We start from the raw sequence: 25186 nt of genomic DNA on the forward strand, positions 1-25186 counted from the left end.
GGAACTAACATCGGACCTTTCCCGGTCATCCGATGTATAGCCCCGTACGCAAGACCGCGTCCAGACCCTGTACGGAAGTTGAGCGATCAGTTCTGGTCACACATCGGATGAATCGGTACCCGTTCGTGCACAGGGGCTGCGGACCGGCACCGCAGAAGCCGTAGTCTTGGTGACGCACGCAATGGAACTGCTGCCGGCGGCCGCCCCAGACGGCCGATCCGGTCGGAAGGAGGCGCTGGGTGATCGAGCTCGAGGGGGTACCCGAGCTGATCGACCCGGTCATGGTGGCCGCGTTCGAAGGCTGGAACGACGCCGGCGACGCCGCCTCCGCCGCGGTCGCACATCTGGACCGGGAATGGAAGGGCGAGGTCTTCGCCGCGCTCGACGCCGAGGACTACTACGACTTCCAGGTGAACCGTCCCACCGTCTTCCTGGACGGCGGCGTACGCAAGATCACGTGGCCGACGACCCGGCTCTCCGTCGTCCGTGTCAGCGATGCGAACGGCAAGGGCCGGGCGCGCGATCTCGTCCTGGTCCGCGGTATCGAGCCCAGCATGCGCTGGCGCTCGTTCTGCAACGAAATCCTGGGCTTCGCCCATGAGTTGGGCGTGGAGATGCTGGTGGTGCTGGGCTCGTTGCTCGGCGACACCCCGCACACCCGTCCGGTCCCCGTCAGCGGGGTCACCTCGGACGCGGATCTCGCGCGCCGGCTGGACCTGGAGGAGTCGCGCTACGAAGGCCCGACGGGCATCGTCGGCATCCTCCAGGAGGCGTGCACCCACGCGGGCGTGCCGGCGGTGAGCCTGTGGGCGGCGGTGCCGCACTATGTCTCCCAGCCGCCCAACCCGAAGGCGAGCCTCGCCCTGCTCAACCGTCTGGAGGACCTGCTCGACATCCGGATTCCGCTCGGCGAGCTGAGCGAGGACGCGCGCGCCTGGCAGCTGGGCGTGGACCAACTGGCGGCCGAGGACAGCGAGGTCGCCGAGTACGTCCAGTCGCTGGAGGAGGCGCGGGACACCGCGGACCTCCCGGAGGCGTCCGGCGAGGCCATCGCCCGCGAGTTCGAGCGCTATCTGCGCCGCCGCGATCCGCAGGCCGGCCCCGGTGTGGCGACCGAGGGCGGGCTCGGCGACGGCCGCGACAGCTCCTACCTCCGCGACACCGCCAGCGGACGCACCCGGCCGCCCCGCCCGGTGTCCAAGGAGCCGCGCGAGCCGAAGGACACCGGCAAGGACAAGGGCTCCACCGACTCCACGGACAAGCAGGAGGACGACGGCCCGGAGACCGGCACAAGCTGAGACCGCGGCCCGTCCGCGGCACGGCGAAGGGCGCCGAACCGGCCATCGAGCCGGTTCGGCGCCCCGTGCGTTTTCCCCTCAGGTCCGCAGTGGCTTCACCCCGAGCAGTGGAAGCGCGCCCCCGCCCAGTCGCCGTGGTCGCCGGACTTCTTGCCGTCCGTATCGGTCACCTTCAGCCGTACGTGCCGGGCACCGCCCAGCGGCACATCCACCGCCACCGGCGCCGACTTCCCGGTCAGCCGGGGCGAGGTCCACAGCACCTTGCCGTCGGCCTCCACGGAGAAGGTCACCGCCCCGTAGTCGGCGATCTCGTCGTCGATCCCGGCGTCCGCGGTGAAGGACGTACAGCGTCCGCCGGCGAAGAACTCGATGTCCGAGTTGGCGTGCGTCCCGATGCCCTTGGCGTACGTCTTCCCGGCGAGGGTGAGCGGATGGCCGTCCGCCGCCCCCGACTCCCCGTTGCTGCGGTCCCGTTCGGCCGGGCCGTAGCCATTGACGGCGCTCAGCCACTCCATCTCGCTCGCCCAGGTGTCGGCGGTGGGCGCCGGTGGCACGGCCCGCACCTCGAAGCGGTGCACCGCGGTACGCAGCGCCCCCGCCGACCGGTAGCGGACGGTCGCGGTGACGGTGACCGGGTCCGCGCTCCCGGCGTCCTTGGGCGCGGTGAGCGTCAGCGCGTCGCGCCAGGTGGCGCCGGCCGCGATCCGCCCGTGGCGCACCGGTGCGGAGACGGCCCAGCCCTGGGGCGCGGCCAGCGACACCGACACCTCACGGGCATCGCGGGTGCCCGCCGTGACGGCCGTCCGTACGGTCGTCGGCGCGCCCTTGGTCACCTCCTGGCCGCCCGGCGTGCCGACCGCGACCACCGCGCCCGGTGTCCGCCCGCCGACCGCGCTGGCGCCCTTCAGCGTCAGGCCGAAGGCGCGGTCGGTGGCGCGGGCCGCGGTCTTGATCTGCACCACGCCCGCGCGGTCCGCCGGGTCGTAGAACCAGCCCTCGTCCGCCGACTTGAACGCGCTCGCGGACGGCAGCCGCTTCAGCGGCCGGCCCGCCAGCTCGACACCGCGCGGTGCGTCGCCGGTGTGCACGGTGAAGAGGTACGGCCGCCTCGTCTGCTTGCCCTCGTACGAGCCCCGGGAGGCCCCGACGTCGATCCGTACGTCGCCGCCCCCGGAGCGCGGCGCCGCCACCTGTACCCGCTGGGTGGCGCTGCCGCCGTCCCGGTGCGCACGCGTGACACCGTCGTCCTCGTAGAGCGTGAAGGAGGAACGGCCCTGCGGATAGATGTCCCAGGCGAGCGGCGAGCCGGCCGTGCGGTCCTGGTACGACCTGATGCCCGGCCACATGGGCACGGCGGCACCGGCCTTGACGAACAGCGGCAGGGTGTCCAGCGGCGCGCTGTAGCCGTCGATCGTCGTCGGTCCCTGGTAGGTGCGCCCGGACCAGTAGTCGACCCAGGTGCCCTTGGGCAGATAGATGCCGTCGCGGGTGTCACTGTCCTTGTAGACGGGCGCGAGGAGGAAGTCCTGGCCGCTGAGGAACTCGTACTTGGCCGCGTCGGTGCCGGCCTTGGGGTCGTCGGGATATTCGAGCGACAGCGGACGCACCGGGCCGACACCGGTCCGGGTCGCCTCGGCCGCGTAGGAGTACATGTACGGCAGCAGCGACTCCTTCAGCTTCAGATATTTCCGGCTGATGGAGGTGTAGGGCTCGCCGTAGCGGTAGGGCTGTTTGTCGCTGTCCGCCCAGCCGTCCATCGTCATCATCGCCGGGAGGAAGGATTTCCACTGCAGATCGCGGACATAGGTTTTCGGGCTGCCGCCGAAAATGCCGTCCACATCGCCGGTCGTATAGGCGAGTCCGGACATCGTCGCGCCGGCATACGTCGGAATCTGCCAGCGGATGTAGTCCCAGGTGCCGCTCTGGTCGCCGGACCACTGGACGCCGCAGCGCTGCGCCCCCGACCAGCTCTCCGGGGCCCAGGTGAAGCCCCGCGCGTCACTGTTGTCCTCGATTCCCTTGTAGGCGTCCTTGCAGCCGTCCAGGGCGAATTTGTAGCCGTCGCCGACCCAGGCGACATCGAGTTTGGCGATCCGCTGGCCCGCCTTGACCTGATCGGCGAGTTTGTCGATACCGTCCTCGGTCCACAGACCGAGCTTCATCTTCCGCTCGCCGAGGCCCTGTGATGTCTGTGCGAGGTTCTCATAGCCGCAGCCGTAGCCGTCGTTGACCAGCATCCAGCCGTTGGGCATATCGTTCCGCGTATACCCGTCGGCGATCTTCAAGGCGTCCAGGGTGTGCCGCTCGCCCCGGTTCGCATTGTGCAGATAGCAGTCCGAGTCGCCGATCTCCAGCCCGTACAGCGGTGGCAGGAAAGGCTTTCCGGTCAGCGAGGTGTACTGGCCGATCACGTCCTTGGCGCTCGGCCCGGCGAAGTAATAGGCGTCGAAACGCCGTTCCTTGGCGCTGGTGGTCACCGGGTCGTCGAAGGCATAGGTGTTGGGCGCGTACGTATTGCGGAAGACGCCGTACCCCGTGGAGGACAGGTAGAACGGGACGGAGTTGGGATGTCCGCCGTCGTTCCAGTTGTAGTCGACGCCCACCTCGACGGTACGGCCGCGGTGCGAGGTGTTGCCGCGCCCGTTCTGCATCCCGGCCCCGTAGAACTGCTCCTCGGCGCCGCGCGCAAGGGTCTGGGTGGTGGTCTTGTCGTCCCAGCTCAGCCCCTTCGCCTCGGACCACACCAGCGAACCGTCGGCCCGCCGCAGCTCCAGGCGGAGCGGCGCCTTGAAGGCCTTCAGGGTGACCTGGGAGGTGCTGAGTTCGTAGGCGTCGCCGGCGTCACGCCAGTGGGTGGCCGGCGGCGCGCCCTGGGGCAGCACGATGTCCTTGCCGGTGGGGTCGGAGAAGGTGCCGTCCGGCGCGAGTTCGACGCGGAAGGTACGGTCCGTCACAAAGCTGACGCGGGCCTCGGCCTTGCCGGCGTGCAGATGGTAGACGGGCCCGTCCGCGGCGAAGCCGGTGATGTCGCCGACGGTCTGTGCGGGCGCGGGACCGTCGGCCCGTACGCTGCCCACCGGGCCCGCGACGGCCGTCGCAAGTCCGAGCAGCGCGGCAACGACCGCCGCCCGCAGTCCTGTTGGTTTCCTCATGCCCGCAGCTCTAGCCCGCCGGCACGGTCGGCCACCATGGACTCTTGAACCGGACTGCTGGATTTCTGCGTGCCCGCCCATGACAAGAGGGGCGCCCCCGCCGGTCGGCGGAAGCGCCCCTGAGGACGGATTCTGCGGGTGTGCGTTACAGGGCCACGCCGAGGAGCGCGTCGACCGCGCGGGAGACGAGGCCGGGTGCGCCCTCGTCCGTGCCGCCGTCGACCGTCTGCGCGGCGGCCCACCGGTCCACGGCCGCGAGGGCGGCCGGCGAGTCCAGGTCGTCGGCGAGCGCCGTACGGATCTCCTCCAGGAGGGCGTCGGCGGACGGGCCGTCGGGGCGGGAGACCGCGGCACGCCAGCGCGCCAGCCGCTCCTCCGCCTCCTCCAGCACCGCGTCGGTCCACTCCCAGTCGGCGCGGTAGTGATGCGCGAGCAGCGCCAGCCGGATCGCCGCCGGGTCGGTGCCCTCACGCCGCACCGTGGAGACGAAGACGAGATTGCCCTTGGACTTGGACATCTTCTCGCCGTTCAGGGCCACCATGCCGGCGTGCACATACGCCCTGGCGAACGGGTGCTCGCCGGTGAGCGCCTGGGCGTGCGAGGCGCCCATCTCGTGGTGCGGGAAGGCGAGGTCGGAGCCGCCGCCCTGGACGTCGAAGCCCATGCCGAGGTGGTCCAGCGCGATGGCGACACACTCGATGTGCCAGCCGGGCCGGCCGCGGCCAAGCGAGCCGCCGTCCCAGCTCGGTTCGCCGTCACGGGCGGCCATCCACAGCATCGGGTCGAGCGGGTTCTTCTTGCCCTCCCGCTCCGGGTCGCCGCCGCGCTCGGCGGACAGCAGCCGCATCGCCTCGGCGTCCAGCCCGGAGACCGCGCCGAAGTGCGGGTCGGAGGCGACGGAGAAGTAGATGTCACCGTCCAGCTCGTAGGCGGCGCCGGCGTCGCGCAGCCGCTCCACCAGCGGGACGATGCCCGGTATCGACTCGACCGCGCCTATGTAGTGGCGGGGCGGCAGCATCCGCAGGGCCGTCATGTCCTCGCGGAAGAGGGCGGTCTCGCGCTCGGCGAGCGCCGTCCAGTCGTCACCGGTCTTGTTGGCCCGCTCCAGCAGCGGATCGTCGACGTCGGTGACGTTCTGCACGTAGTGAACCTGGCGCTTCGTGTCGAGCCACACGCGCTGAACCAGGTCGAACGCGTTGTAGGTCGCCGCGTGCCCCATGTGGGTGGCGTCGTACGGCGTGATGCCGCAGACATAGATACGGGCGACGGGACCGGGGTCGAGGGTTACCCGTCCGCCGGTCGCGGTGTCGTGGATCCTCAGGTCGCGGCCCTGGCCAGGCAGGGCGGGGACCTCAGAAGCGGGCCATGCATGCATGCCTTGAGCGTAACCGGACGGATGTTCCGCATACGAACCGGACCAGGGGTCTTGGCCGGAAAGGCGGTCTTGCGTTCGACGGCCGGACGTGCAGCAGGCGTGCACGACGGGGCCGGCGCCGGCGCGCGGCGGCGCGCCGGATCAGACGGGCGGCCAGGGAATGGCCGGCCACTCGCCGCTCGGCTCAGGGTGCCGGCCGCTGCGCAGCAGCCCGGCCACCCGCGCCCGCAGCGCCTCGATCTCGGTATCCGTGATCAGTTCGGCCAGTCGGGCGGCGAGCGGCTCCCCGTCCGCGAGCGCCGCGTACAGGCCCCGCAGGACCTCCAGCGCCTCCCCGGTCAGCGGCTCCCCCGCCCACCCCCACAGGAGCGTGCGCAGCTTGTCCTCGGCGTTGAACGTCACACCGTGGTCGATGGCGAAGAACTGCCCGTCGGCGCCGGGCAGCAGATGGCCGCCCTTGCGGTCCCCGTTGTTGATCACCGCGTCGAGCACCGCGAGCCGCCGCAGCCGCGGATGGTCGGCGTGCACCAGCAGCGCGGTGCGGCCCTCGCCGATCTGCGCGAGGCCGACCGCCTTCCACCCGGGCCCCGGTTCCTCGTCCTCCACCAGCGCCAGCAGCGCGGGCACCTCGTCGCTGCTCTCCGGCGGGTCGATCCACTCCTGGACCATGCCGGTGCCGTACGGGCCGTCCCGCAGCACCGTCGGCGGGATCAGGTCCCAGCCGCAGGCACGGGAGATCTCGTACGCGGCGACCTCGCGCTGGGCGAGCGTGCCGTCGGGGAAGTCCCACAGCGGGCGCTCGCCCGCGACCGGCTTGTAGACACACGAGGCGCTGCGGCCGTCCTGCTCGACCGTGCAGTAGAGCACGGCGTTGGACGCCTCCTGGATGCGGCCGCGTACGGTCAGCTCGGCTTCGGCGAGAAAGGCGTCCGACAGCCCCCGGACAGGCTCCGGCGCGGCCGGTGCCGCCTCCTGCGGATCCGCGGGGGCGGGCAGCTGCCCGGCCGGTTCGACGGCGGGCTCCACGGCGCTCAGGCGTCCCGTCGGTATCCGTTCTGGCGCGGACATACGTGTCCCTCCGGGTCGAGCGGCAGGCTGCACAGCGGGCACGGCGGGCGGCCGGCGTTGACGACTTCCAGCGCCCGCTTGGCGAACGCCCTGGCCATGGTTCCGGTGAGGCGCACCCGCAGCATCGGCGGGCCGTTCTCATCGTCCTGGAGCAGCCGCTCCTCGGCGTCGGCGAGGGCCTCCTCGCTGTCGGCGTCCAGCTCGACCAGGGCCTGCGCCTCGACGATCATCCGCTCGTCCTCGCCGTCCCAGGCCAGCGCCATGGTGCCGACCCGGAACTCCTCCTCGACGGGAGTCTCCAGCGGGGCGGTGTCCGCCAGCTCGGCAGGGGAGACGGCGGGTACCGGGGCATTGCCGCCGCTGCGCCGTACCACCTCGTCCAAAAGCTCGTCGATCCGCTCGGCGAGGGCCGCGACCTGGGTCTTCTCCAGGGCGACGCTGGTGGTACGGCCGGCCGCGGTGGCCTGGAGGTAGAAGCTACGGCGGCCAGGCAGCCCGACCGTACCGGCCACGAAGCGGTCCGGCGCGTCGTAGAAGAACACCTGACGGGACAACGTCCTGCTCCGATTGCTCGACTGCGGGGTCACTGCGGTCGCTGCACGTCCTGCGGACACTGCGCGGATCGCAGGCGTGGCGGGCAGCGCCGTCGCACCACCCTACTGCGCCGACTGATCACGCTGCTCCCGCACCACCGCCGACGGCCGCGTCCCGCTCGACGGCCGCGCCGCCGTCCTCCCGGGGCGCGAGCGATCCGAAGTCGCCGGTGTCCCCGAGGCGAACGACGTAGGGGCGCAGCCGGGTGTAGCGGATCACGGTGACGGAGCAGGGCTCGACGGAGATCCGCTGGAAGAGGTCGAGGTGCATGCCCAGCGCGTCGGCGACCAGCGATTTGATGATGTCGCCGTGCGAGCACATGGCGTAGGTCGCCTCGGGGCCGTGCGCCTGCTCGATCCGGGCGTTCCAGTCACGTACCGCGTCCACCGCGCGGGCCTGCATTGCGCGCATCGACTCGCCACCGGGGAAGGCGGCCGCGGAGGGGTGGTGCTGGACGACCTCCATCAGCGGTTCGTCGCTCAGCTCGGCGAGTTTGCGGCCCGACCAGTCGCCGTAGTCGCATTCGCTGATCCGGTCCTCGACGTGCAGCGTGAGCCACGGCCGGGCGTCCAGCAGCGGGGCCACGGTCTCGCGGCAGCGCTGCAGCGGGCTGGAGACGACGGCGGTCAGCGGCACCTGAGCCAGGCGGGCGGGGAGTGCGGCGGACTGGGCGGCGCCGCGCTCGTCGAGGGCGACACCGGGCGCCCGCCCGGCGAGCACGCCGGCGGTGTTTGCGGTGGAGCGGCCGTGCCGCACCAGGATCAGCGTGGGCATGACCGCCACCCTACGTTCCGCGTACGCCTTCCTGGCAGGCTGCCGGGCAACGAGCGAGAATGCCAGGTGTGATCGTGGACTGCGCCATCTACCGGGAGGGCCGCCGCACCGACTGCGCGGCCGACTTCTCCGATGCCCTGGAGGCGGCGCGGGCCGAGGGGCACTCGTTCCTGTGGCTGGGGATGTACGAGCCGACGGAGGAGGAGTTCGAGCTCGTCAGCTCCGAATTCGCGCTGCACCCGCTCGCCGTCGAGGACGCGCTCAACGCCCATCAGCGGCCCAAGCTGGAGGTCTACGACGACTCGCTGTTCATGGTGCTGAAGCCGATCACCTACGACGTCCAGGCGGACACCGTGACCGCTTCGGAGCTGATGGTCTTCGTCGGCGACTCGTTCGTCGTCACCGTCCGGCACGGGGAGGCCAGCCCGCTGGCGGCGGTGCGGCACCGGCTGGAGGAGCACCCGGAGATCCTGCGGCACGGCCCGGGGGCGGTGCTGTACGCGGTCAGTGACGCGGTGGTCGACCACTACATCGAGGTGGCCGCCGAACTCCAGGTGGATCTGGAGGAGTTGGAGACGGAGGTGTTCGCTCCGGTGCGCGTCCGGGACACCAGGAACACCGCCGCCGAGATCTACTCGTTCAAGCGGGAGGTGCTCGAATTCCGGCGGGCGACCGGCCCATTGGCGGAGCCGATGACCCGGCTGCAGAACCCGGGGGTGCCGTTCGTGCACGATCACGCCCGGCCGTTCTTCCGCGACGTGGACGACCACCTCACCCGCGCCAACGAATCGGTGGAGGGCCTGGACCGGCTGCTCTCGGACATCCTCTCCGCCCACCTGGCGCAGATGGGCGTGCGGCAGAACGACGATATGCGCAAGATCTCGGCCTGGGCGGCGCTGGCGGCCGTACCCACCCTGATCGCCGGGATCTACGGCATGAACTTCAACGACATGCCGGAGCTGAAGTGGCATCTGGGCTATCCGGTGATCCTGGTGGCGATGGCCATCATCGAGGTGTCGCTCTACCGGCTGTTCAAGCGCCGCGGCTGGCTGTGAGGCCGGCGGGCGCGGAGCCGTAGGAGCCGGAGCGCTCAGGCGAACTCCGGCGCGGAGGTCGCCGGGCCGCCCAGCGGGTCCCGCCGCTCGGGCATCCGGAGGCTGACCATCCGCCGCCAGCCTGCCAGCCGCTCATAGCCGTACATCGCCCGGATGCCGGCGGCGAGCGCCGCGGATTTCGCCTTCGGCCACTTCAGGATGCGGCCCATGTGGTCCATCACGGCCAGGCTGACGTCCCGGTAGACGACGATCTCGGCGCGCGCACAGTCGTGCAGGTTCCGCTGGATGGTCCGGCCGTGTCCGGCGTGGGCCAGCCGCAGCAGCTCCTCGTGGCAGTACGCGAGGTGGTTCTCCTCGTCGTGGGAGATCATCCGGATCGCCTTGCCCACCTCGGGGTGGTCGCCGAAGTGCCTCTTGAGCATCACCATCTGGTCGGCGGCGCGCTGCTCGGTGACCCGGCTGTGCGCGAGGTAGGTGATGACGTCGAGCTCGGTGAGCGGCTCGTCGCGGCGCAGCTTGTCGTGCGCCAGGCCGATGCCCCGACGCTCCAGCAGCATGGTGTAGTCGGCCTCTTCGGGGACCTCGGTGGGGGTCAGACCGCGCTTGCGCAGCAGGGCCTGGAAGATCCGGCCGTGCTTGTCCTCGTCGGCGCCGTGCCGGGTGACCTTGGGCGCCAGGTAGCGCAGGGAGGAGGGCATCAGTGCGGCGATCCGGCCGTTCTCCCAGCCGCCCTGGGCCTCGCCCCTGGCGGCTATGGAGCAGAACAGACGGTAGGAGTCGTCGTTGTCGACGATCTCCTGGAACAGGCTCCGGGCCGAGAACATCTGCGCCACCTCCGAACGGACACACCCGTAAAGGAACAGTCAAATCGGGTGTTCCGGGGACGGCAACCGGAGCGGCGGCCTGTTGGGCCGATCGGACGAGGCGCGCCCCGTGGCGGGGCGTAACCCGCGTGCCCGTCGCCGCGTTGTGCAGCGTGACGGTCGTGGCGGGGAAGATCCCCCGAGCCCCCACCACGGCCGCAGCGTTTCTCCGGCCCGGCGCCCGATGGCGCCGGGCCTTGTGCTGTGCCCTTACGCCAGGCCGGCGCGCTCCAGGGCCTCGGTGCCGGCCCGCAGCGAGGCCAGCCGGTCCTCCAGGGTGAAGCCGGCCGGGGCCAGGGTCAGGGTGGTCACTCCGGCCGCCGCGTACGCCTGCATCCGCTCGGCGATCCGCTCGACGGAGCCGAGCATCGTGGTCTGGTCGATCAGCCGCTCGGGGATCGCGGCGGCGGCGCCGTCCTTGTCGCCGGACAGGTACTTGTCCTGGATCTCGACGGCTTCCTTCTCGTAGCCCATGCGCCGGGCCAGCTGGTTGTAGAAGTTCTGCTTGCGGCTGCCCATGCCGCCGACGTACAGGGCGGTGTACGGGCGGAACATGTCGGCCAGCGCGCTGACGTCCTTGTCCGCACCCACGGCCAGCGGCAGCGTCGGACAGATGTCGAAGCCGTCCAGCGTCTTGCCCGCCTTTTCGCGGCCGGCCCGGATGTGGGAGATCGCGGTCTCCTCCAGGTGGTCGGCGGAGGGGAAGATCAGCAGCGCGCCGTCGGCGATCTCACCGGTCTGCTGGAGGTTCTTCGGGCCGATCGCGGCGATGTAGAGCGGGATGTGCTCACGCTGCGGGTGCACGGTGAGCTTCAGCGGCTTGCCGGGGCCGCCCGGCAGCGGCAGCGTCCAGTGCTCGCCCTCGTAGGACAGCCGCTCACGGGACATGGCCTTGCGGACGATGTCCACGTACTCGCGGGTGCGCGCCAGCGGCTTGTCGAACTTCACGCCGTACCAACCCTCGGAGACCTGCGGTCCCGAGACGCCCAGGCCCAGCCGGAACCGGCCGCCGGAGAGCGAGTCCAGGGTGGCCGCCGTCATCGCGGTCATCGCGGGGGTGCGCGCCGGGATCTGGAAGATCGCCGAACCGATGTCGATCCGCTCGGTCTGGGCGGCGACCCAGGAGAGCACCGAAGGAGCGTCGGAGCCGTAGGCCTCGGCGGCCCAGCAGACGGAGTAGCCGAGGCGATCGGCCTCCTGCGCCACCGCGAGATTGTCGGAGTCCATCCCGGCGCCCCAGTAGCCGAGGTTGATACCAAGCCTCATGCCGCTCCCCTTACCGATCAGTAACGTCGCTGTTGCGGGGACTGTAGCGCGCACCGCGGCCGGCCGTCATCGGCGGGTTGTCCACAGGTCCCCTGATCCGGGCCCATGGCCAGTAATCTCAAGGCCCATGGAGCAAAGGCACCTCGGCCGAACGGGCCTTCGCGTGTCCCGGCTGGGGCTCGGCACCCTGAACTGGGCGCGCGACACGGACGAGCAGGAAGCCGCCGACCAGCTCAAGACGTTCTGGGAGGCCGGCGGCACCCTCGTCGACACCGCCGACATCTATGCCGACGGCGGCGCCGAGTACCTCCTGGGCCAGCTGATGGAAGGGCTCGTTCCGCGCGACGATCTGGTGATCGCCACCAAGGCCGGCAGCGTCCTGGAGGCGGACCGCCGCGTCGACGGCTCCCGGCGCCATCTCCTCGCCGCGCTGGACGCCTCGCTGCAACGGCTGGGCACCGACTACGTCGACCTGTGGCAGCTGCACGGCTTCGATCCGCACACCCCGCTGGAGGAGACCCTCCAGGCCCTCGACATCGCCGTCGCCAGCGGCCGGGCGCGCTATGTGGGGCTGTCGAACTTCTCCGGCTGGCAGCTCGCCAAGGCCGCCACCTGGCAGCTCGCGGCGCCCGGCGTCCGCAACCGGCCGGCGAGCACACAGATGGAGTACTCCCTGCTGCAGCGCGGCATCGAGCGCGAGGTGCTGCCCGCGGCGCTCGATCTTGGCGTCGGCCTGCTGCCGTCGTCGCCGCTCGGCCGCGGGGTGCTGACCGCCAAGTACCGCCATGCCACGCCCGCCGACTCGCGCGGCGCCTCGGACCATCTGGCCGCGTTCGTCGCGCCCTATCTCGACGAGACGGCGAACCGGGTCGTCGACGCGGTGACGACCGCCGCCGACGGACTGGCCGTCACCCCGCTCCAGGTCGCGCTCTCCTGGGTCCGCGACCGTCCCGGAGTGGCCGCCCCGATCCTGGGCGCCCGCACAGCGCAGCAGCTCAGAGCGGCATTGTCAGTGGAGGCCCTTAGTCTTCCTGACGAGATCCGCCGGGCGCTGGACGATGTTTCGGCTCCGGTGCACCACTATCCCGATCACGACTGGAGCACGCTGTGAGTACCGACCGCCTCGCCGGCGAAACCCCGCCCGAGCAGGAGGCCGCGCCCGGGACTGCGGATGCCCAGACGCCCGAGGACACGGCCGCGCCGGAGGAAGCGGCGGCGGCACCGGGCGAGGACGCGAAGGAGAGCGACGGGGCGGCCGCGACGCCCGCCGCCGAGGCCGGGACTCCGGCTTCCGGTACGGCGCAGGAGACCGCGGCGTCCGGTGCGGCGCAGGAGACCGCGGCGTCCGGCTCGGCGCAGGAGACCGCGGCGTCCGGCTCGGCGCAGGAGACCGCGGCGTCCGGCTCGGCCAAGGCGAAAGCCGCGGCGCTGGCGGCGGCGGTCCGGGCCGTGGAGAGCGGCGAGCGCTCGGCCGCTTCGTTCTTCACCGAGGCCCCGCGCCCCGCCAGGCCGGCCGCGCCCGCCGCCGGCCCCCGGGCAAACGCTCCGGCCCCCGGCGGCCCTGCCCCGCAGGGCGGACCGGCCGCCCCGGCCCCGGAGGTGGCACGGCAGCGCGCCGCGCACGAGCCCCAGGGTCCCGGCCCCGCCGGCCCGCCGGCGCCCACCGCACCTGCCCCCGCGCCCCGTCCCGCCGTGACCGCCGCCCCCGGGCTCGACGGCGTACGGCAGATCCTGGCGGCCGGCGGCGCCCCTGAGACGCTGGCGGAGAAGACCGCCGAGGTGCTCGGAGAGCGGGCCGCCGAGGCGCTGAGTGAGGATCCCTGGCAGCTGCTGGGTGTGCCGGGGGTGCGCCCCGAGCAGGCCGACGGATTCGCCCGGGCGCTGCTCGGCGCCGCCTGCGGGCCGGGCGACGAGCGGCGCGCACAGGCGCTGGTCGGCTGGCTGCTGGAGCAGGCCGCCATCGCCGGGCACTCCGCCCTGGAGGCCGCCACGCTGCGGGCGGCGCTCGCCCAGCGCTCGGTGCCCGACCCCGACGAGGCGTTGCAGACCGCCATCGCGGACGGCGCGGTGCTGGTCTTCCAGGACGCGATCGAGGAGCCGGGCCGGGCGCGGCCCGTCACGGGCGATGACGAGGAGGAGGCCGAGCAGCCGGTCCGGATACTGCTCGGCCTGGACCGGTTCGCCATGGCCGAGGAGAGCGTCGCCGACGGCCTGGCACGACTGCTCAACACCTTCGAACCGCTGACGGAGCCGGAGCAGGACGCGGAGCCGGAGTCGGGCGCGGAGCCGGAGCAGGGCGCGGAGCCGGAGCAGGGCGCGGAGCCGGAGCAGGGCGTATCGGCGGACTCGGGCGAGGACGACGGCGACGGCGACGGCACGGCCGACACGGAGACCAAGGCGGAACCGGACGCGGAGACCGAGGCGGATACGGAGACGGCGGCCGGCCACGAGGACGCGCACGCCGGCCACGACGCTCACCACACGGGCCCCGACGCCACCCCCGCCCCCACACCCGTCCGCCCCTCCCCCGCCGACTGGGAGGCCGCGGCCGCCGCGGCCCCGTCGCCGTCCGCCGCCGAGCTGATCCGTGCCGCCGCGCACAGCGGCCTGGTGGCACACACCGGCGCGGAGGCGGCCCGCGCCGAGCCCGCCGCGCTGATCGCCGCGGCCCGCTCGCTGGGGCTGCGGGCCTTCGGCGCCACCCACACCGAGAACGGCCGCCGGCGGCTGGCCGCCGACCTCACCGAGATCGCGCCCGCCGCCCCGGCCGCCGGCTCCGCGGATCCGGCCGCGGCGGCGGTGACCGTATCCGGTCTACTGTCCGGGCAGGAGGGCCCGGGCCGGGACACGGACGGTGCTCTCGCGCTCGATCTGCTGGTCGTGCTGGACGCGCCGCAGCTGGATCTGGAGACCGCCGCACTGCTCGTGGAGTCGCTGACCGACGGGACCCGGCTGGTGCTCAGCGGCGACCCGGGCGTTCTGTGGTCCACCGGTCCCGGCCGGCTCTTCGCCGATCTCCTCGCGGCCCGTTTCTGCCCCCAGATCGCCTCACGTACCCCGGACTTCGGCCCGATCGGCGAGTTGGTGTCGGGCATCGGCATCGGCGAGCTGAGCCAGGTCGAGGCGCCCGGCAAGGAGGTGGTGATCGTTCCGGTGCGGGACGCCCGGGAGGCGGTGCACCGCACCGTCCAGCTGGTCGCCGACTCCGTGCCCCGGGCGCTCGGTGTCCCCGCGGACCGGACGCAGGTCATCACGGTCGGCCACGGCGGCGCGGCCGGCACCCGCGCGCTGAACGCCGCTCTCAAGGAGCGGCTCAACCCCGGCCCCGGCCGGTTCGGCGGATTCGACCCCGGCGACCGCGTGGCCTACGCCCCGGCGCCCGGCCGTACGGTGCCGGGCACGGTCACCGGCGCGGACGCCGCGGGGCTGCGGCTCGACTGCGACGGCTCCGCCGTCGTCGTACCGCGCGAGCAGGTCGGTGCGGGAGCCGTTCGGCACGGCTGGGCGCTCACCGCCCATCAGACGGCCGGGACGCGCTGGCCCGCCGCGGTGGTCGTGGTCCCCGGTGACGCGGCCGGCGGTCTGACCCGGGCCTGGGTCTATACCGCCTTCAGCCGCGGCGAGCGGCATCTGTCGGTCGTCCAGGGCGTCGACCAGGCGCTGCCGCACGCGGTCGCCGAGGTGCCCGTCAAGGAGCGCACCACCCGCCTGCGCACCCTGCTGCAGCAGCAGAGCGTGCAGACCGCGGAGGACGCACCGGCGGCCGGCTGAGCCGCGTAGACCCACTCCCGTCCGCACCACCGCACACCGCTGCCCCGGTCCGTCGTCGAGTTCCGTCGACGGACCGGGGCAGCGGCATATACGGATCAGCGTGCGGCATCGGTGCGGCGGGCACCCCGGGCCGTCCTCACCGTTCGTGGTCGAGCGGCTCCAGCAGGTCGTCGTCGCCCAGTTCCTCGTCGAAGACCGCACTGACGTCGAAGCGGCACACCACCCGCTGCGGATCTGCCTGGTCGAACGGCGCGGACAGCCACTCCCCCGGCTCGGACGGGTCGTCGGCGGCCGCCACCCACAGCGTGGAGTCGCCCTCCTCCAGGCCGAACTCCTTGTGCCGGGAGGCGATCTCGTCCGGTTCGAACTCCCCGAACAGCACGCCGAGCGCCGCATGCACACTGCTGCCGACGACCGCGGCGGCATCGACGCCGTTGCCCGCCGCCTCATCGGCGGCGTCCGGATCGAGATCGGCGATGCGCTGCGCCTGGTGCAGCAGCCGCTGCGGTTCGGCGACGGTGTAATCGCGCCGGATCAGCACGCTCAGCGCACTCGGTTCCTCCGGGCCCGCATAGGCGGGCAGCGCATCGTTCCCCGGGATCTCGAAGGGGGTGACCTCGTCGTAGGTGTCGTAGAGCAGCTCGTCATAGACCTCAGCCGCCGCGGCGAGCTCGTCGAACGCGGCGTAGACAGCCGGATCGTCCTGCCCCGAGCGGCGTTCGACCGCGTCGAGGTGACGGTCCAGCGCGGCTTTGACCGCCTCGGCGGCGGCACGTACCTCGGCAGCGGAAGGCTGCGCAGCATCAGACATAGTGCAGACGCTATCCGTACCGGGGCCGGTCCCGCACAATAGATGCGATGCCGGAATACGAATTCTGCGATGTGTATGTGCCTCGGGGAGTCTCCCGGAAGGCCACCACACGCCTGCTGACCGACCATGCCGAGTACGGACACTGGGAGTTGGACCGACTGCGTCTGAACCCCGACGGGAGCCGCAAGGTGCGGCTGCGCCGCCGGATCATTCGCCAGCTCCGCGCCACGTGGTGATCACCACCGGCGTGCGCACACAGCAGAGCGGGCCCCGTATCGGCGGGGCCCGCTCCGTGGTGCGGTGTGCGCTAACCGCGGATGATCACCGGCGAGCGGCGCGTGCCCTGCGGTAGAGCACGGCACCCCCGATCAGCAGCCCGGCGCTGGCCGGTACCGCGTAGCCGATCGTCCCGGAACCGGTCTGCGCGAGATGCCCGGCGGGCTTGGGAGTCGTCACGATCTGGCTGTGCGGCTCGGTCTGCGGGTGCAGCCCCGGAGAGGTCGGGGTGCCCTGCTGCGGGGTGTCCGGGTGGTGCGACGTCCCCGGGTGGTGGGGCTTGCCCGGCTGATGGGGCTTGCCCGGGTGGTGCGGCTTACCGGGGTGATGAGGCTTCCCCGGGTGGTGGGGCTTGCCCGGCTGATGGGGCTTGCCCGGCTGGTGCGGATAGCCCGGGCTCGTCGGCGACTCATTGGCACAGTCGTTGCCGAAGGTCGGATTGAGCAGCCCGCCCCCCGAGACATTGTTGCCGCAGGCATTCACCGGTACGTCGACCGGCGCCTGGACGCTGTTCCCCGAGCCGACACCGGGCGAATGCGATGCCCCGCCGGCGGCGCCCGAGCCGCTGTGCCCGCCCGGGTGGTGCTGGCCACCGCCGTGGTGCTTGCCACCACCGTTGGCACAGTGGTTCCCGAACGCGGGATTGAGCAGCCCGACAACATTGACGGTGTTGCCGCAGGCATTCACCGGTACATGGACCGGTACTTGGACATTGTTGCCGGAGCCCACGCCGGGCGAATGCGCGGCGCCTCCGGCGGCGCCCGCATCCGCATATGCGTAGCCGGCTGCCGCGGCGAGCACGCCACCGGCGGCCGCCATGGTGATCAGGCCCTTTTTTGCGACCTGTCTCATAGGTTGTTCCCCTGCCTAGTGCCTTACAGGAATCGTGCGAGTAGCGATCCCATGGAGAGATCCACCCGCCCAGCGAATACCCACCGGCTCCGAAATGCATGGCCTACATTCCGGAGCCGAACTGGATCAGACCCTTACGGGTGCAAGTACAACGCCAAAGAACCTCAGAAGGTCACTTGTTGACGCAGTAGCCGCCGAACGTGGGGTTCAGCAGCCCGACCACGGAGATCGTGTTACCGCAGGCGTTCACCGGAACCTGGACCGGGACCTGGACGGTGTTACCGGAAACAATGCCAGGGGAGTTCACAGCAGCGCCCTGGGCACCCGAGTCGGCAACGGCCAGGCCCGCACCGGCGAGCACAAGGCCACCGGTGGCCGCCGCAGCAGCGACGATCTTCTTGATCATTATTCCTCCTTGTAGGCAATGCGGTCCCAGCCGCGGACCGCACACACTGCAACGGGAAAAAGACCGTTGAAGCTACGAACACATCAGTACATTCACTCGTTTCAGCGAAGTCGGCGCGAACGGCAGGAAATCCACGCCGATTTCAGCTTCGGACCAGGTCCCCGGTGATGTCAGCTCTGTTCGATGAACCGGTCGAGCACCCGCACCCCGAACTTCAGTCCGTCCACCGGAACCCGCTCGTCCACGCCGTGGAACATTCCCGCGAAGTCCAGCTCCGGCGGCAACTTCAGCGGGGCGAAGCCGAATCCGCGGATCCCGAGATCGTCGAAGGACTTGGCGTCCGTACCGGCGGAGAGCATGTACGGCACGGCGCGTGCGATCGGGTCCTCGGCCTGCAGAGCCGACTGCATGGCCTCGACCAGCGCGCCGTCGAAGGTGGTCTCCAGCGCCTTGTCCGCGTGTACGTCCTCGCGCTTGACGCGCGGGCCCAGGATCCGGTCCAGGTCGGCCAGGAACTCCTCCTCGTAGCCCGGCAGGAAGCGGCCGTCGACATGCGCGGTGGCCTGCCCCGGGATGACATTGACCTTGTAGCCGGCGCCCAACTGCGTCGGGTTGGCGGTGTTTCTGAGCGAGGCGCCGATCAGCTTGGCGATACCGCCGAGCTTGGCCAGCGTGCCGTCCATGTTCTCCGGGTCGAGCTCGGTGCCCAGCGCGTCCCCGAGCTCGTCCAGGAAGGCCCGCAGCGTCTTGGTCACCCGTACCGGGAACTCGTAGCGGCCCAACCGTCCGACGGCCTCGGACAGTTCGGTGATGGCGTTGTCCTTGTGGATCATCGAACCGTGCCCGGCGTTGCCGTCCACGGTCAGCTTCATCCAGTGCATGCCCTTCTGGGCCGTCTCGATGAGATACAGCCGCAGCTGCTCGTTGACGGTGAAGGAGAAGCCGCCGACCTCGCTGATCGCCTCCGTGACGCCCTCGAAGAGGTGCGGGTGGTTGTCGACGAGGTAGCGCGCGCCGTAGGTGCCGCCCGCCTCCTCGTCCGCGAGGAACGCCAGCACGATGTCGCGCGGCGGCTTACGCCCGGTGCGCAGCCGGTCACGGACGACGGCCAGCGTCATCGCGTCCATGTCCTTCATGTCGACCGCGCCACGGCCCCAGACGCACCCGTCGGCGATCTCGCCGGAGAACGGGTGATGGGTCCAGTCGTCGGCGTTGGCCGGCACGACGTCGGTGTGCCCGTGGATGAGCAGCGCGGGCCGCGAGCGGTCCTCGCCCTCGATCCGGGCGACGGTCGAGGCACGGCCCTTGTGAGACTCGAAGATCTGCGGCTCCAGGCCGACCTCGGCGAGCTTCTCCGCGACGTACTCGGCGGCGGCGCGCTCACCCGGGCCCGAGTGGTCGCCGTAGTTACTGGTGTCGATCCTGATCAGATCCCGGCACAGGTCGACCACCTCGTCCTCACCGGTGACCGTACGGGCCGGCTGCGACTCACTCATGCCGGAACCTCGCTTCGCTCGGCCCCGCATTCGCAGGGCTCGCACCTTCCCTTGGTTCGCTCGCGGAGCTCGCTCATGCCGACACCTCGCTTCGCTCGGCCCCGCATTCGCGGGGCTCGCACCTTCCCTTGGTTCGCTCGCGGAGCTCGCTCACACTGCCTCCTCCTGGTTCACGGCCGCGTCACGCGCCCCGAGGAGCGCGGGCCGCGGCGGGGTCCACCGCCATCCTCCACCCGACGCGGGCCGCGCCCAAGGCCGCAATACTCCCGACATGCCCTGGTCACAGCCCCGCGCCCGGCCAAATGTGCGGGTGATCGACCACCCTCGAAGGTTTGCTATTGTTTTCCACGTCGGAACGGCCCAGGCCGCACCGACAGACACCTTGTCCGGGTGGCGGAATGGCAGACGCGCTAGCTTGAGGTGCTAGTGCCCTTTATCGGGCGTGGGGGTTCAAGTCCCCCCTCGGACACTTTCGGTCATCAACGCCCGCTCTGGCGCTCAGCCAGGCGGGCGTTGGTCGTTTCCACGCGGTCGTTTCCACGCGGTCGTTTCCGCCCGGGTGCGACTTGAGAACCCCGGCCGGACCGGTGTTCTCTTGCCCCTGTGAGACGCAGATCCCCGCTTCCGCCCGCACCGCTCCCCCAGCGCGACGGTATCGACCCCGTGCGGGTGCGGCTGCCCGCCGATCCCGGTGGGGCGTGGGGCACGGTCCGCGACCATCTCGTCGAGCGGTTCCAGGGGGCGATCGGGGCCGGGCGGGTCGATGACATGCTGCGGACCGGGCGGTTCGTGGGGGTGGACGGCGTGCTGAGTGGGGGTGAGCCGTATCTGGCCGGGCGGTATGTGTGGTTCCACCGGGACTTCGCGCCGGAGGTGCCCGTACCGTTCGAGGTGGGGATCGTCCACCGGGACGAGCGGATCGTGATCATCGACAAGCCGCATTTTCTCGCCACGACACCGCGCGGGCGGCACATCACCGAGACCGCGCTGGCCCGGCTGCGGCGCGATCTCGGGCTGCCGGCGCTGCAGCCGGCGCACCGGCTCGACCGGCTGACGGCGGGGCTGGCGCTGTTCGTCGTACGGCCCGAGGACCGGGGCGCGTACCAGAACCTCTTCAGCGGGCGGCGGGTGCGCAAGGAGTACGAGGCGGTGGCGCCGTACGACGGGGAGGTGGCGCTGCCGGTGACCGTGCGCAGCCGGATCGTGAAGGAGCCCGGGGTGCTGGCCGCCCACGAGGAGGCCGGTGCGGCCAACGCGGAGAGCCGGATCGAGCTGGTCGAGCGGCGGGGCGGGCTCGGGCGCTACCGGCTGCTGCCGACGACCGGCCGTACCCATCAGCTGCGGGTCCATATGAACGGTCTCGGGCTGCCGATCCTCAACGATCCGATCTATCCGGTCGTCGATGACCCGGACCCGGACGACTTCTCGGCGCCGCTTCAACTGCTCGCGAAGGTACTGGAGTTCACCGATCCGGTGGCGGGGTGCCAGCGGCGGTTCGAGAGCGGGCTGCGGCTGACGGCGTGGGATGCCTGCCCGATGGTCTGATCGTGAGACCTGGAGGACGCGGGAGACCTATGCTGACCGCTCAGGCGGGGCTCGGGGACGGCAGCGGGGGCGGCGGTGCGGGTACGGATCGAGATCGAGGCCGACCGGGACGACGGGGCCGGGGACGCGGCACGGTCGCTGTACATGTGGCTGAGCGCCGATCCGGAGGTGTCGGCCGGGGCCGGTCTTTCGCCGGTGCGGCGCGAGGAGGCGCCCGGCCGTATGGGGCCGGTTCTGGAGGCCGTCGAGGCGGTGTTCGACAGCGGGGTGCAGTTGGCTTCGCTGGTGGTGGCGGTGGCCAGTTGGCGCAGCACCCGGCCGCGTGCCGAGCGCGTTCGCATCGAGCGTGCGGGCATCAGGGTGGACGTGGACGGTGCGGATCCGGAGGCCGTCGCGCGGGTGCTGCGGGCGCTCGGCGAGGGTGCCGCCCCGGCCGCCGGGAGCGGCGAGGGTCCCGGGGCGCCGGCGGACCGGCCCCAGCAGCGGGATTAGCGTGCCGGTGGCGCAGCTGTCCGACCCGTCCCGCTCACGCGCCGTCCTGATCGGTACGCATACGTATACGGAGCTGGACGACATCCCGGCGGTGGCGAACAACGTCGACCGGCTGGCCGCGTTGCTGTGTGATCCCGCGGTGTGGGGGCTGGCGGAGGGGCGGTGCAGCGTGCTGCGGCAGCCGTCCCGGCAGACCGTCCTGGACACGGTCTACGACGCCGCCGCCGAGGCCACCGACACGATGGTGCTGTACTACGCCGGCCATGGGCTGGTCCATCCGCAGTCGGGGGAGCTGCATCTCGCGCTGCCCGGGTCGCACCCGGACCGGCCGCACACCGCGCTGCGCTACGAGGAGCTGCGGTCGATCCTGCTCTCGCCGGCCGGCGGACGTCCCTCGGCCCGGCGCAAGGTGGTCATTCTGGACTGCTGCTGGAGCGGGCTGGCGCTGGGTGGTCTGATGCACGGCCGGGACATCGTGCCCGGGGTCGCCGTCGAGGGCGCCTTTGTGCTGACCGCCACGGCGGCGACCCGTCAGGCGCTGGCTCCGCCGGGTGAGACGTACACCGCGTTCACCGGTGAGCTGATCCGGCTCGTCGATGCCGGGGTGCCGGGCCGGCCCGCGTTGCTGAGCATGTCGGCGCTGTTCGAGGAGCTGGCGGGGGCGCTGACCGCGAAGTCCCGTCCGCAGCCCCAGCAGAGCACCCGCAACTCCGCCGGGCGGATCTGTCTGTTCCGTAATCGCGCGGAGGCGGAGGCGGAGGCGGAGGCCGGGCCGGGGGCGGACGGGCCGCGGGCCGGCGGCGGGGCGGGGGCGCGGGTGCCGGTGGCGGAGACGGCACAGCCTCCGCTTCGCCGTGCGGAGGCCGGCCGCTCGCGGACGCGGGACCGGTCGCCGGCCGTGGAGCGGGAGCCGTCCTGGCCGGAGCTGGTACGCGTGGCTCTCACGGAGTCCCTGACGGTGCGGCTGGGGCGCTATCCGGTGACCCATGCGCAGTTCCGTGCCTTTCTGCGCGAACCGGAGAATGCGCGCTGGGGTCCGGCCGAGGCGCGGGCGGCGGGGACGTACGTGGACGACAACTACCTGGCGGGCTGGCGCGGCCCGGAATTCCCGGCGGGGCTCGGCGACCGCCCGGTGGTGGCGGTGAGTGCGTATGCCGCCGGCGCGTACGCGGGCTGGGCGGGGCGGCGGCTCGGGATGCCGCTGCGGCTGCCGACCGCGGCGGAGTGGGAGCTGGCGGCGGCGGCCGGCCGGAGCGGCGAGTGGTGGCGCGAGGACATCGAGGCCGGGCGGGTCAACTTCCTTGGCAGTCTTGGCGAGCCGGCGACCGTCGGGGAATTCCCCCCGAACCCGTACAACATCGGCGACCTGCTCGGTAACGTCTGGGACATCTGCGTGGACGACACGGGTTCACCGGTTTTGCGCGGCGGCGCCCACGACACTCCCGCGGCGCGCCTGCGGGAGCATCTGTCGCCACGTTCACCGGCCGAGTGCCGCGCGAACGTCGGATTCCGGTGCGCCGGCGACGTGTGACGACGAGAGGAGATCCATGCGGGGGGACGCCGTCGACGAGGTGCTGAAGCGGTTGCCGCACACCTGGAGCGCGGGCGAGGCCGAACAGGTCCAGCAGCGGTTCCGGGACAGCCGGCCGGCCGTACCGAAGCGCCTGGTGAGCAAGTTGTGGCAGTACTGGCTGCAACAGTGCCCGGACGAGCCGCTGTTCGGCGATACCGAGGACGATCTCGCGCTGGTGCTGCACGCACGGGCGCTGGGGCTCCAGGTTCCCGGCGGCGACATCGGAGCCGATGACAGCCCGGTCGCACGGTGCGCCCGGCGGGCCCGGGATTCCGCGGAGTGCGGGCCGCTGTTCCCCGCGCCGCTCACCTGGGGGCCGAAGGCCGCGCTCGCGCCGCAGGTGCGCGCGGCGCTGCCGTCCTCGCTGCTGCGGGCATGGGTGGCGGGGGACGAACAGGGCCCCGTCGAGGTGCTGGTGGTCGGCGAGGGCATCGCGGAGATCCGGCAGCAGGTGGTGCAGGCGGCGCTGACCACCTGTCTGCGGGTCAATGGACTGAGCGACCCGGAGAGCGGCGATTTCGTCGGGGACCATATCGGCGTCGGGCTGATCCGGGTGACGGCCGGGCTCTCCGGCACACAGCCCTCGCTCGACATTCCGTCGGTGTTCCGGGCGCGGTCGGTGACGGTGGCGGACGGCGCGTCCTCGACGGCCCGTGGCGCGCTGCGCGACTTCGTGGGCCTGCTGCGGTCGCTGGCACACGAGACCAGCCTGGTGGAGGTCACGGATGTCGCGTACCCGGACCTGGTGGCGTACGCCCAGGGGCTGCGGGCGCTCGCGGAGCGGGCGGCGGGCGAGCCGGACCGGGCGTTGTTGCGCCCGCCGCGCGGGGTGGACGGCCCGGATGCGGTCGGGCTGGTGTCCCTTCAGCCGTATCTGCGGACGGCCAAGGGGCACGGGGCGACCGTGGGACTGGAGTTCAGCCCGGACCTGTTCACCACGGACACCTATCTGAGCGTCGAGCAGGCCCATCAGCGCGTGCTCTCGCAGCGTCTGACGATGGACGCGCGGCTGCGCCGGGACCAGCTGGAGGCCGAGATCAAGCAGCTGAAGGCCGATCTGGAGGCGTTCACCCGGGCGAGCGTGGCGGAGCGACGGGCGCTGTGGCCGGCGACGGTGCTGCTGGTCGAGCGGTTCGACGAGCCGACCGGCCGGACGATCCGGCTCACCGAACCCGAGGAGCGGGAGACCGAGCAGTACTACGAGGCCAATGTGCCGCAGCTGATCTCGATGCGGGAGAAGTGGGCCCGGCGGATGGGCGAGCTGGTGGAGCAGCTGGAGACGGCGGTGCACCGGCCGCACGCCCCGGCGCGCCAGGTCGCCGCCGGGCGGTTCATCGATGCCGCACTGCGCGACGTGGCGCCCGACGAGAGCCCCGCCACCGAACGGGCCTTCCAGGCCTGGCGCAAGGAGGTCGCGCCGATGCTGTGGTTCGAGTGGCGGTGCGCGATGCGCCGGCACCGGATCGCCGCGGCGGATGTGTTCACCCCGCACACGGTGCTGATCAGCCGCTATCTGCCGCCGACCGCGGAGGACGCGGCGGTGCTCTTCATCCACCCGTACACGCTCGTGGACACCGCCCGCTCCGCGGTGCTCGCCGACGCCGAGCGGGCCGTGCTGGTGGTACGCGATGCCACCGACCACGCCGAGCCCGCTCCGTCCGGCGCCACCGGTCCCAGCGCGCAGACGCTCTGGGACGGTCTGGCCCAGCTGGCCGAAAAGCCGGATGCCGAGGAGGAGTTCGGCCGGCGCTTCCTCGATGCGCTGCGCACCCAGCCGTCCGGCATCGCCCGCCGGATGATCGAGGCGCTGCAGCCGTCCGAGCCCACCGCCGCCGAGGCGGACGCCATCGAGACGGCGCTGCGGACCGCGGAGCGTCATATGTCCGTCGGCGAGGGGATGGACCGGGCGCTGATGGCGATGCGCAACGAGGCGTTCCTCACCGCCCGGGAGTGTCTGGACGATCTCCAGGCCGAGCCCCCATGGCTGGCGCGGGCCTGGCTGCTGCGGGCGGTCGTGGAGTGCCGGGCCGCCCGGCTGGAGTCCCGTGAGATCCCCGGGCTGCTCGGCCACCAGATGCCCGGTCTGCCCGATGTGGCGCTGCGGGCCCTGGACGAAGCGGGCAGCGCCGACGAGGAGTTCACCCGGGCCTGGCTGGAGACGCTGCCGGAGGCCGGTCTGGACAAGGGCATCCGGCGGCTGTTCCAGGGCCTGCCGCGGGCCCGGGCGAGCTGCAAGGGGGACCCGCTGAACAAGGTGAGCGCCGAGCGGGAGTACGCGGTGTGGCTCTTCCGGCGCGCGGTGGAGAACGCCCGGCTGGCCCGGCAGCTGGACGAGGCCGGTGAGGAGCTCGCCGAGCATCAGGAAGCCGTCGACGCGGCGCTGGCCAAACTGGGCCGGGCGCTGGAGGAGATTCTGGTGGGTCCGTACGTCGGGGGTTCGCGCGGGGAGGCCGAGGAGCTCTTCGAGGTCCTCTCCGGCCAGGAGCCACCGCGCTACGGCCGAGTGGCCGGGAGGTGAG

At 71.9% G+C, this 25186-nt stretch carries 20 protein-coding genes and 1 tRNA gene; 10 read left to right on the forward strand and 11 right to left on the reverse strand.

From position 1 onward, the window contains the following. Positions 1 to 239: 239 nt before the first annotated feature. Positions 240 to 1298 carry a PAC2 family protein gene (locus KI385_RS10430; RefSeq protein WP_238571908.1) on the forward strand — a complete coding sequence of 353 codons (1059 nt, stop codon included), beginning with the start codon at positions 240 to 242 and terminating at the stop codon, positions 1296 to 1298. Between the two features lie 95 nt (positions 1299 to 1393). Here the strand turns inward: KI385_RS10430 and KI385_RS10435 are convergent, their stop codons facing one another. From KI385_RS10435 to KI385_RS10455, 5 genes are all read right to left on the reverse strand, one after another. Beyond that, positions 1394 to 4450, reverse strand: a complete 3057-nt coding sequence (locus KI385_RS10435) for an NPCBM/NEW2 domain-containing protein (protein WP_238571909.1) — start codon at positions 4448 to 4450, stop codon at positions 1394 to 1396. A 145-nt stretch (positions 4451 to 4595) separates the two neighbouring features. After that, positions 4596 to 5825, reverse strand: coding sequence for a cysteine--1-D-myo-inosityl 2-amino-2-deoxy-alpha-D-glucopyranoside ligase (gene mshC, locus KI385_RS10440; RefSeq protein ID WP_238571910.1), 1230 nt, complete (start codon positions 5823 to 5825; stop codon positions 4596 to 4598). A gap of 141 nt (positions 5826 to 5966) precedes the next feature. Beyond that, positions 5967 to 6893, reverse strand: coding sequence for an SCO1664 family protein (locus KI385_RS10445; RefSeq protein ID WP_238571911.1), 927 nt, complete (start codon positions 6891 to 6893; stop codon positions 5967 to 5969). Next, complete coding sequence (locus KI385_RS10450) at positions 6857 to 7447, reverse strand: DUF3090 domain-containing protein (protein ID WP_128511380.1); 591 nt, start codon at positions 7445 to 7447, stop codon at positions 6857 to 6859. Before KI385_RS10450 ends, KI385_RS10445 begins: the two co-directional genes overlap by 37 nt. 118 nt (positions 7448 to 7565) lie before the next feature. Continuing rightward, entirely contained in the window at positions 7566 to 8261 is a 696-nt protein-coding gene (locus tag KI385_RS10455) for a histidine phosphatase family protein (protein ID WP_238571912.1), read from the reverse strand. Between the two features lie 59 nt (positions 8262 to 8320). Between KI385_RS10455 and corA the strand changes: the two genes are divergently transcribed. After that, positions 8321 to 9316: a magnesium/cobalt transporter CorA gene (gene corA, locus KI385_RS10460; RefSeq protein WP_238571913.1), complete on the forward strand. Its 996-nt coding sequence runs from the start codon at positions 8321 to 8323 to the stop codon at positions 9314 to 9316. 35 nt (positions 9317 to 9351) lie between these two features. Here corA and KI385_RS10465 read toward each other — a convergent pair whose 3' ends face one another. Together KI385_RS10465 and KI385_RS10470 are read right to left on the reverse strand one after the other, a co-directional pair. Beyond that, positions 9352 to 10140 carry a ferritin-like domain-containing protein gene (locus KI385_RS10465; protein WP_238571914.1) on the reverse strand — a complete coding sequence of 263 codons (789 nt, stop codon included), beginning with the start codon at positions 10138 to 10140 and terminating at the stop codon, positions 9352 to 9354. A 249-nt stretch (positions 10141 to 10389) separates the two neighbouring features. Then, positions 10390 to 11445, reverse strand: coding sequence for an LLM class F420-dependent oxidoreductase (locus tag KI385_RS10470; RefSeq protein WP_238571915.1), 1056 nt, complete (start codon positions 11443 to 11445; stop codon positions 10390 to 10392). 127 nt (positions 11446 to 11572) lie between these two features. Between KI385_RS10470 and KI385_RS10475 the strand changes: the two genes are divergently transcribed. Together KI385_RS10475 and KI385_RS10480 are read left to right on the forward strand one after the other, a co-directional pair. After that, positions 11573 to 12556, forward strand: coding sequence for an aldo/keto reductase (locus KI385_RS10475; protein WP_238571916.1), 984 nt, complete (start codon positions 11573 to 11575; stop codon positions 12554 to 12556). Then, complete coding sequence (locus KI385_RS10480) at positions 12553 to 15216, forward strand: helix-hairpin-helix domain-containing protein (protein WP_238571917.1); 2664 nt, start codon at positions 12553 to 12555, stop codon at positions 15214 to 15216. The genes KI385_RS10475 and KI385_RS10480 overlap by 4 nt, the downstream gene beginning before the upstream one ends. A gap of 136 nt (positions 15217 to 15352) precedes the next feature. Here the strand turns inward: KI385_RS10480 and KI385_RS10485 are convergent, their stop codons facing one another. Further along, positions 15353 to 16027 carry a hypothetical protein gene (locus KI385_RS10485; protein WP_238571918.1) on the reverse strand — a complete coding sequence of 225 codons (675 nt, stop codon included), beginning with the start codon at positions 16025 to 16027 and terminating at the stop codon, positions 15353 to 15355. A gap of 47 nt (positions 16028 to 16074) precedes the next feature. Here KI385_RS10485 and KI385_RS10490 point away from each other — a divergent pair, with 47 nt between their 5' ends. Next, positions 16075 to 16263, forward strand: a complete 189-nt coding sequence (locus tag KI385_RS10490) for a DUF5703 family protein (protein ID WP_030416245.1) — start codon at positions 16075 to 16077, stop codon at positions 16261 to 16263. 85 nt (positions 16264 to 16348) lie between these two features. Here the strand turns inward: KI385_RS10490 and KI385_RS10495 are convergent, their stop codons facing one another. The 3 genes from KI385_RS10495 to KI385_RS10505 form a co-directional block, all read right to left on the reverse strand. Beyond that, positions 16349 to 17155 (reverse strand): chaplin, encoded by an 807-nt coding sequence (locus KI385_RS10495; protein ID WP_238571919.1) that lies wholly within the window; start codon positions 17153 to 17155, stop codon positions 16349 to 16351. A gap of 172 nt (positions 17156 to 17327) precedes the next feature. After that, a complete protein-coding gene (locus KI385_RS10500) occupies positions 17328 to 17561 on the reverse strand; it encodes a chaplin (RefSeq protein WP_238571920.1) in 234 nt (77 codons plus the stop codon). A 170-nt stretch (positions 17562 to 17731) separates the two neighbouring features. Beyond that, positions 17732 to 19057, reverse strand: coding sequence for a M20/M25/M40 family metallo-hydrolase (locus KI385_RS10505; RefSeq protein WP_128506312.1), 1326 nt, complete (start codon positions 19055 to 19057; stop codon positions 17732 to 17734). 384 nt (positions 19058 to 19441) lie between these two features. Here KI385_RS10505 and KI385_RS10510 point away from each other — a divergent pair. The 5 genes from KI385_RS10510 to KI385_RS10535 all read left to right on the forward strand — a co-directional run bounded on the left by KI385_RS10510 (position 19442) and on the right by KI385_RS10535 (position 25185). Next, positions 19442 to 19526: transfer RNA gene (locus tag KI385_RS10510), tRNA-Leu, on the forward strand. A 134-nt stretch (positions 19527 to 19660) separates the two neighbouring features. Beyond that, the gene (locus KI385_RS10515; RefSeq protein ID WP_238571921.1) at positions 19661 to 20602 is read left to right on the forward strand and encodes a pseudouridine synthase; all 942 of its coding nucleotides are present in this window, start codon (positions 19661 to 19663) and stop codon (positions 20600 to 20602) included. 75 nt (positions 20603 to 20677) lie between these two features. Then, entirely contained in the window at positions 20678 to 21094 is a 417-nt protein-coding gene (locus KI385_RS10520) for an effector-associated constant component EACC1 (protein WP_238571922.1), read from the forward strand. 7 nt (positions 21095 to 21101) lie between these two features. Then, positions 21102 to 22625, forward strand: a complete 1524-nt coding sequence (locus KI385_RS43885; protein ID WP_281066832.1) for a caspase, EACC1-associated type — start codon at positions 21102 to 21104, stop codon at positions 22623 to 22625. A 16-nt stretch (positions 22626 to 22641) separates the two neighbouring features. Beyond that, entirely contained in the window at positions 22642 to 25185 is a 2544-nt protein-coding gene (locus KI385_RS10535) for a hypothetical protein (protein ID WP_238571923.1), read from the forward strand. Position 25186 lies beyond the last annotated feature (1 nt).

The organism is Streptomyces inhibens, assembly GCF_022221585.1.
GTDB classification, from domain to species: domain Bacteria; phylum Actinomycetota; class Actinomycetes; order Streptomycetales; family Streptomycetaceae; genus Streptomyces; species Streptomyces inhibens.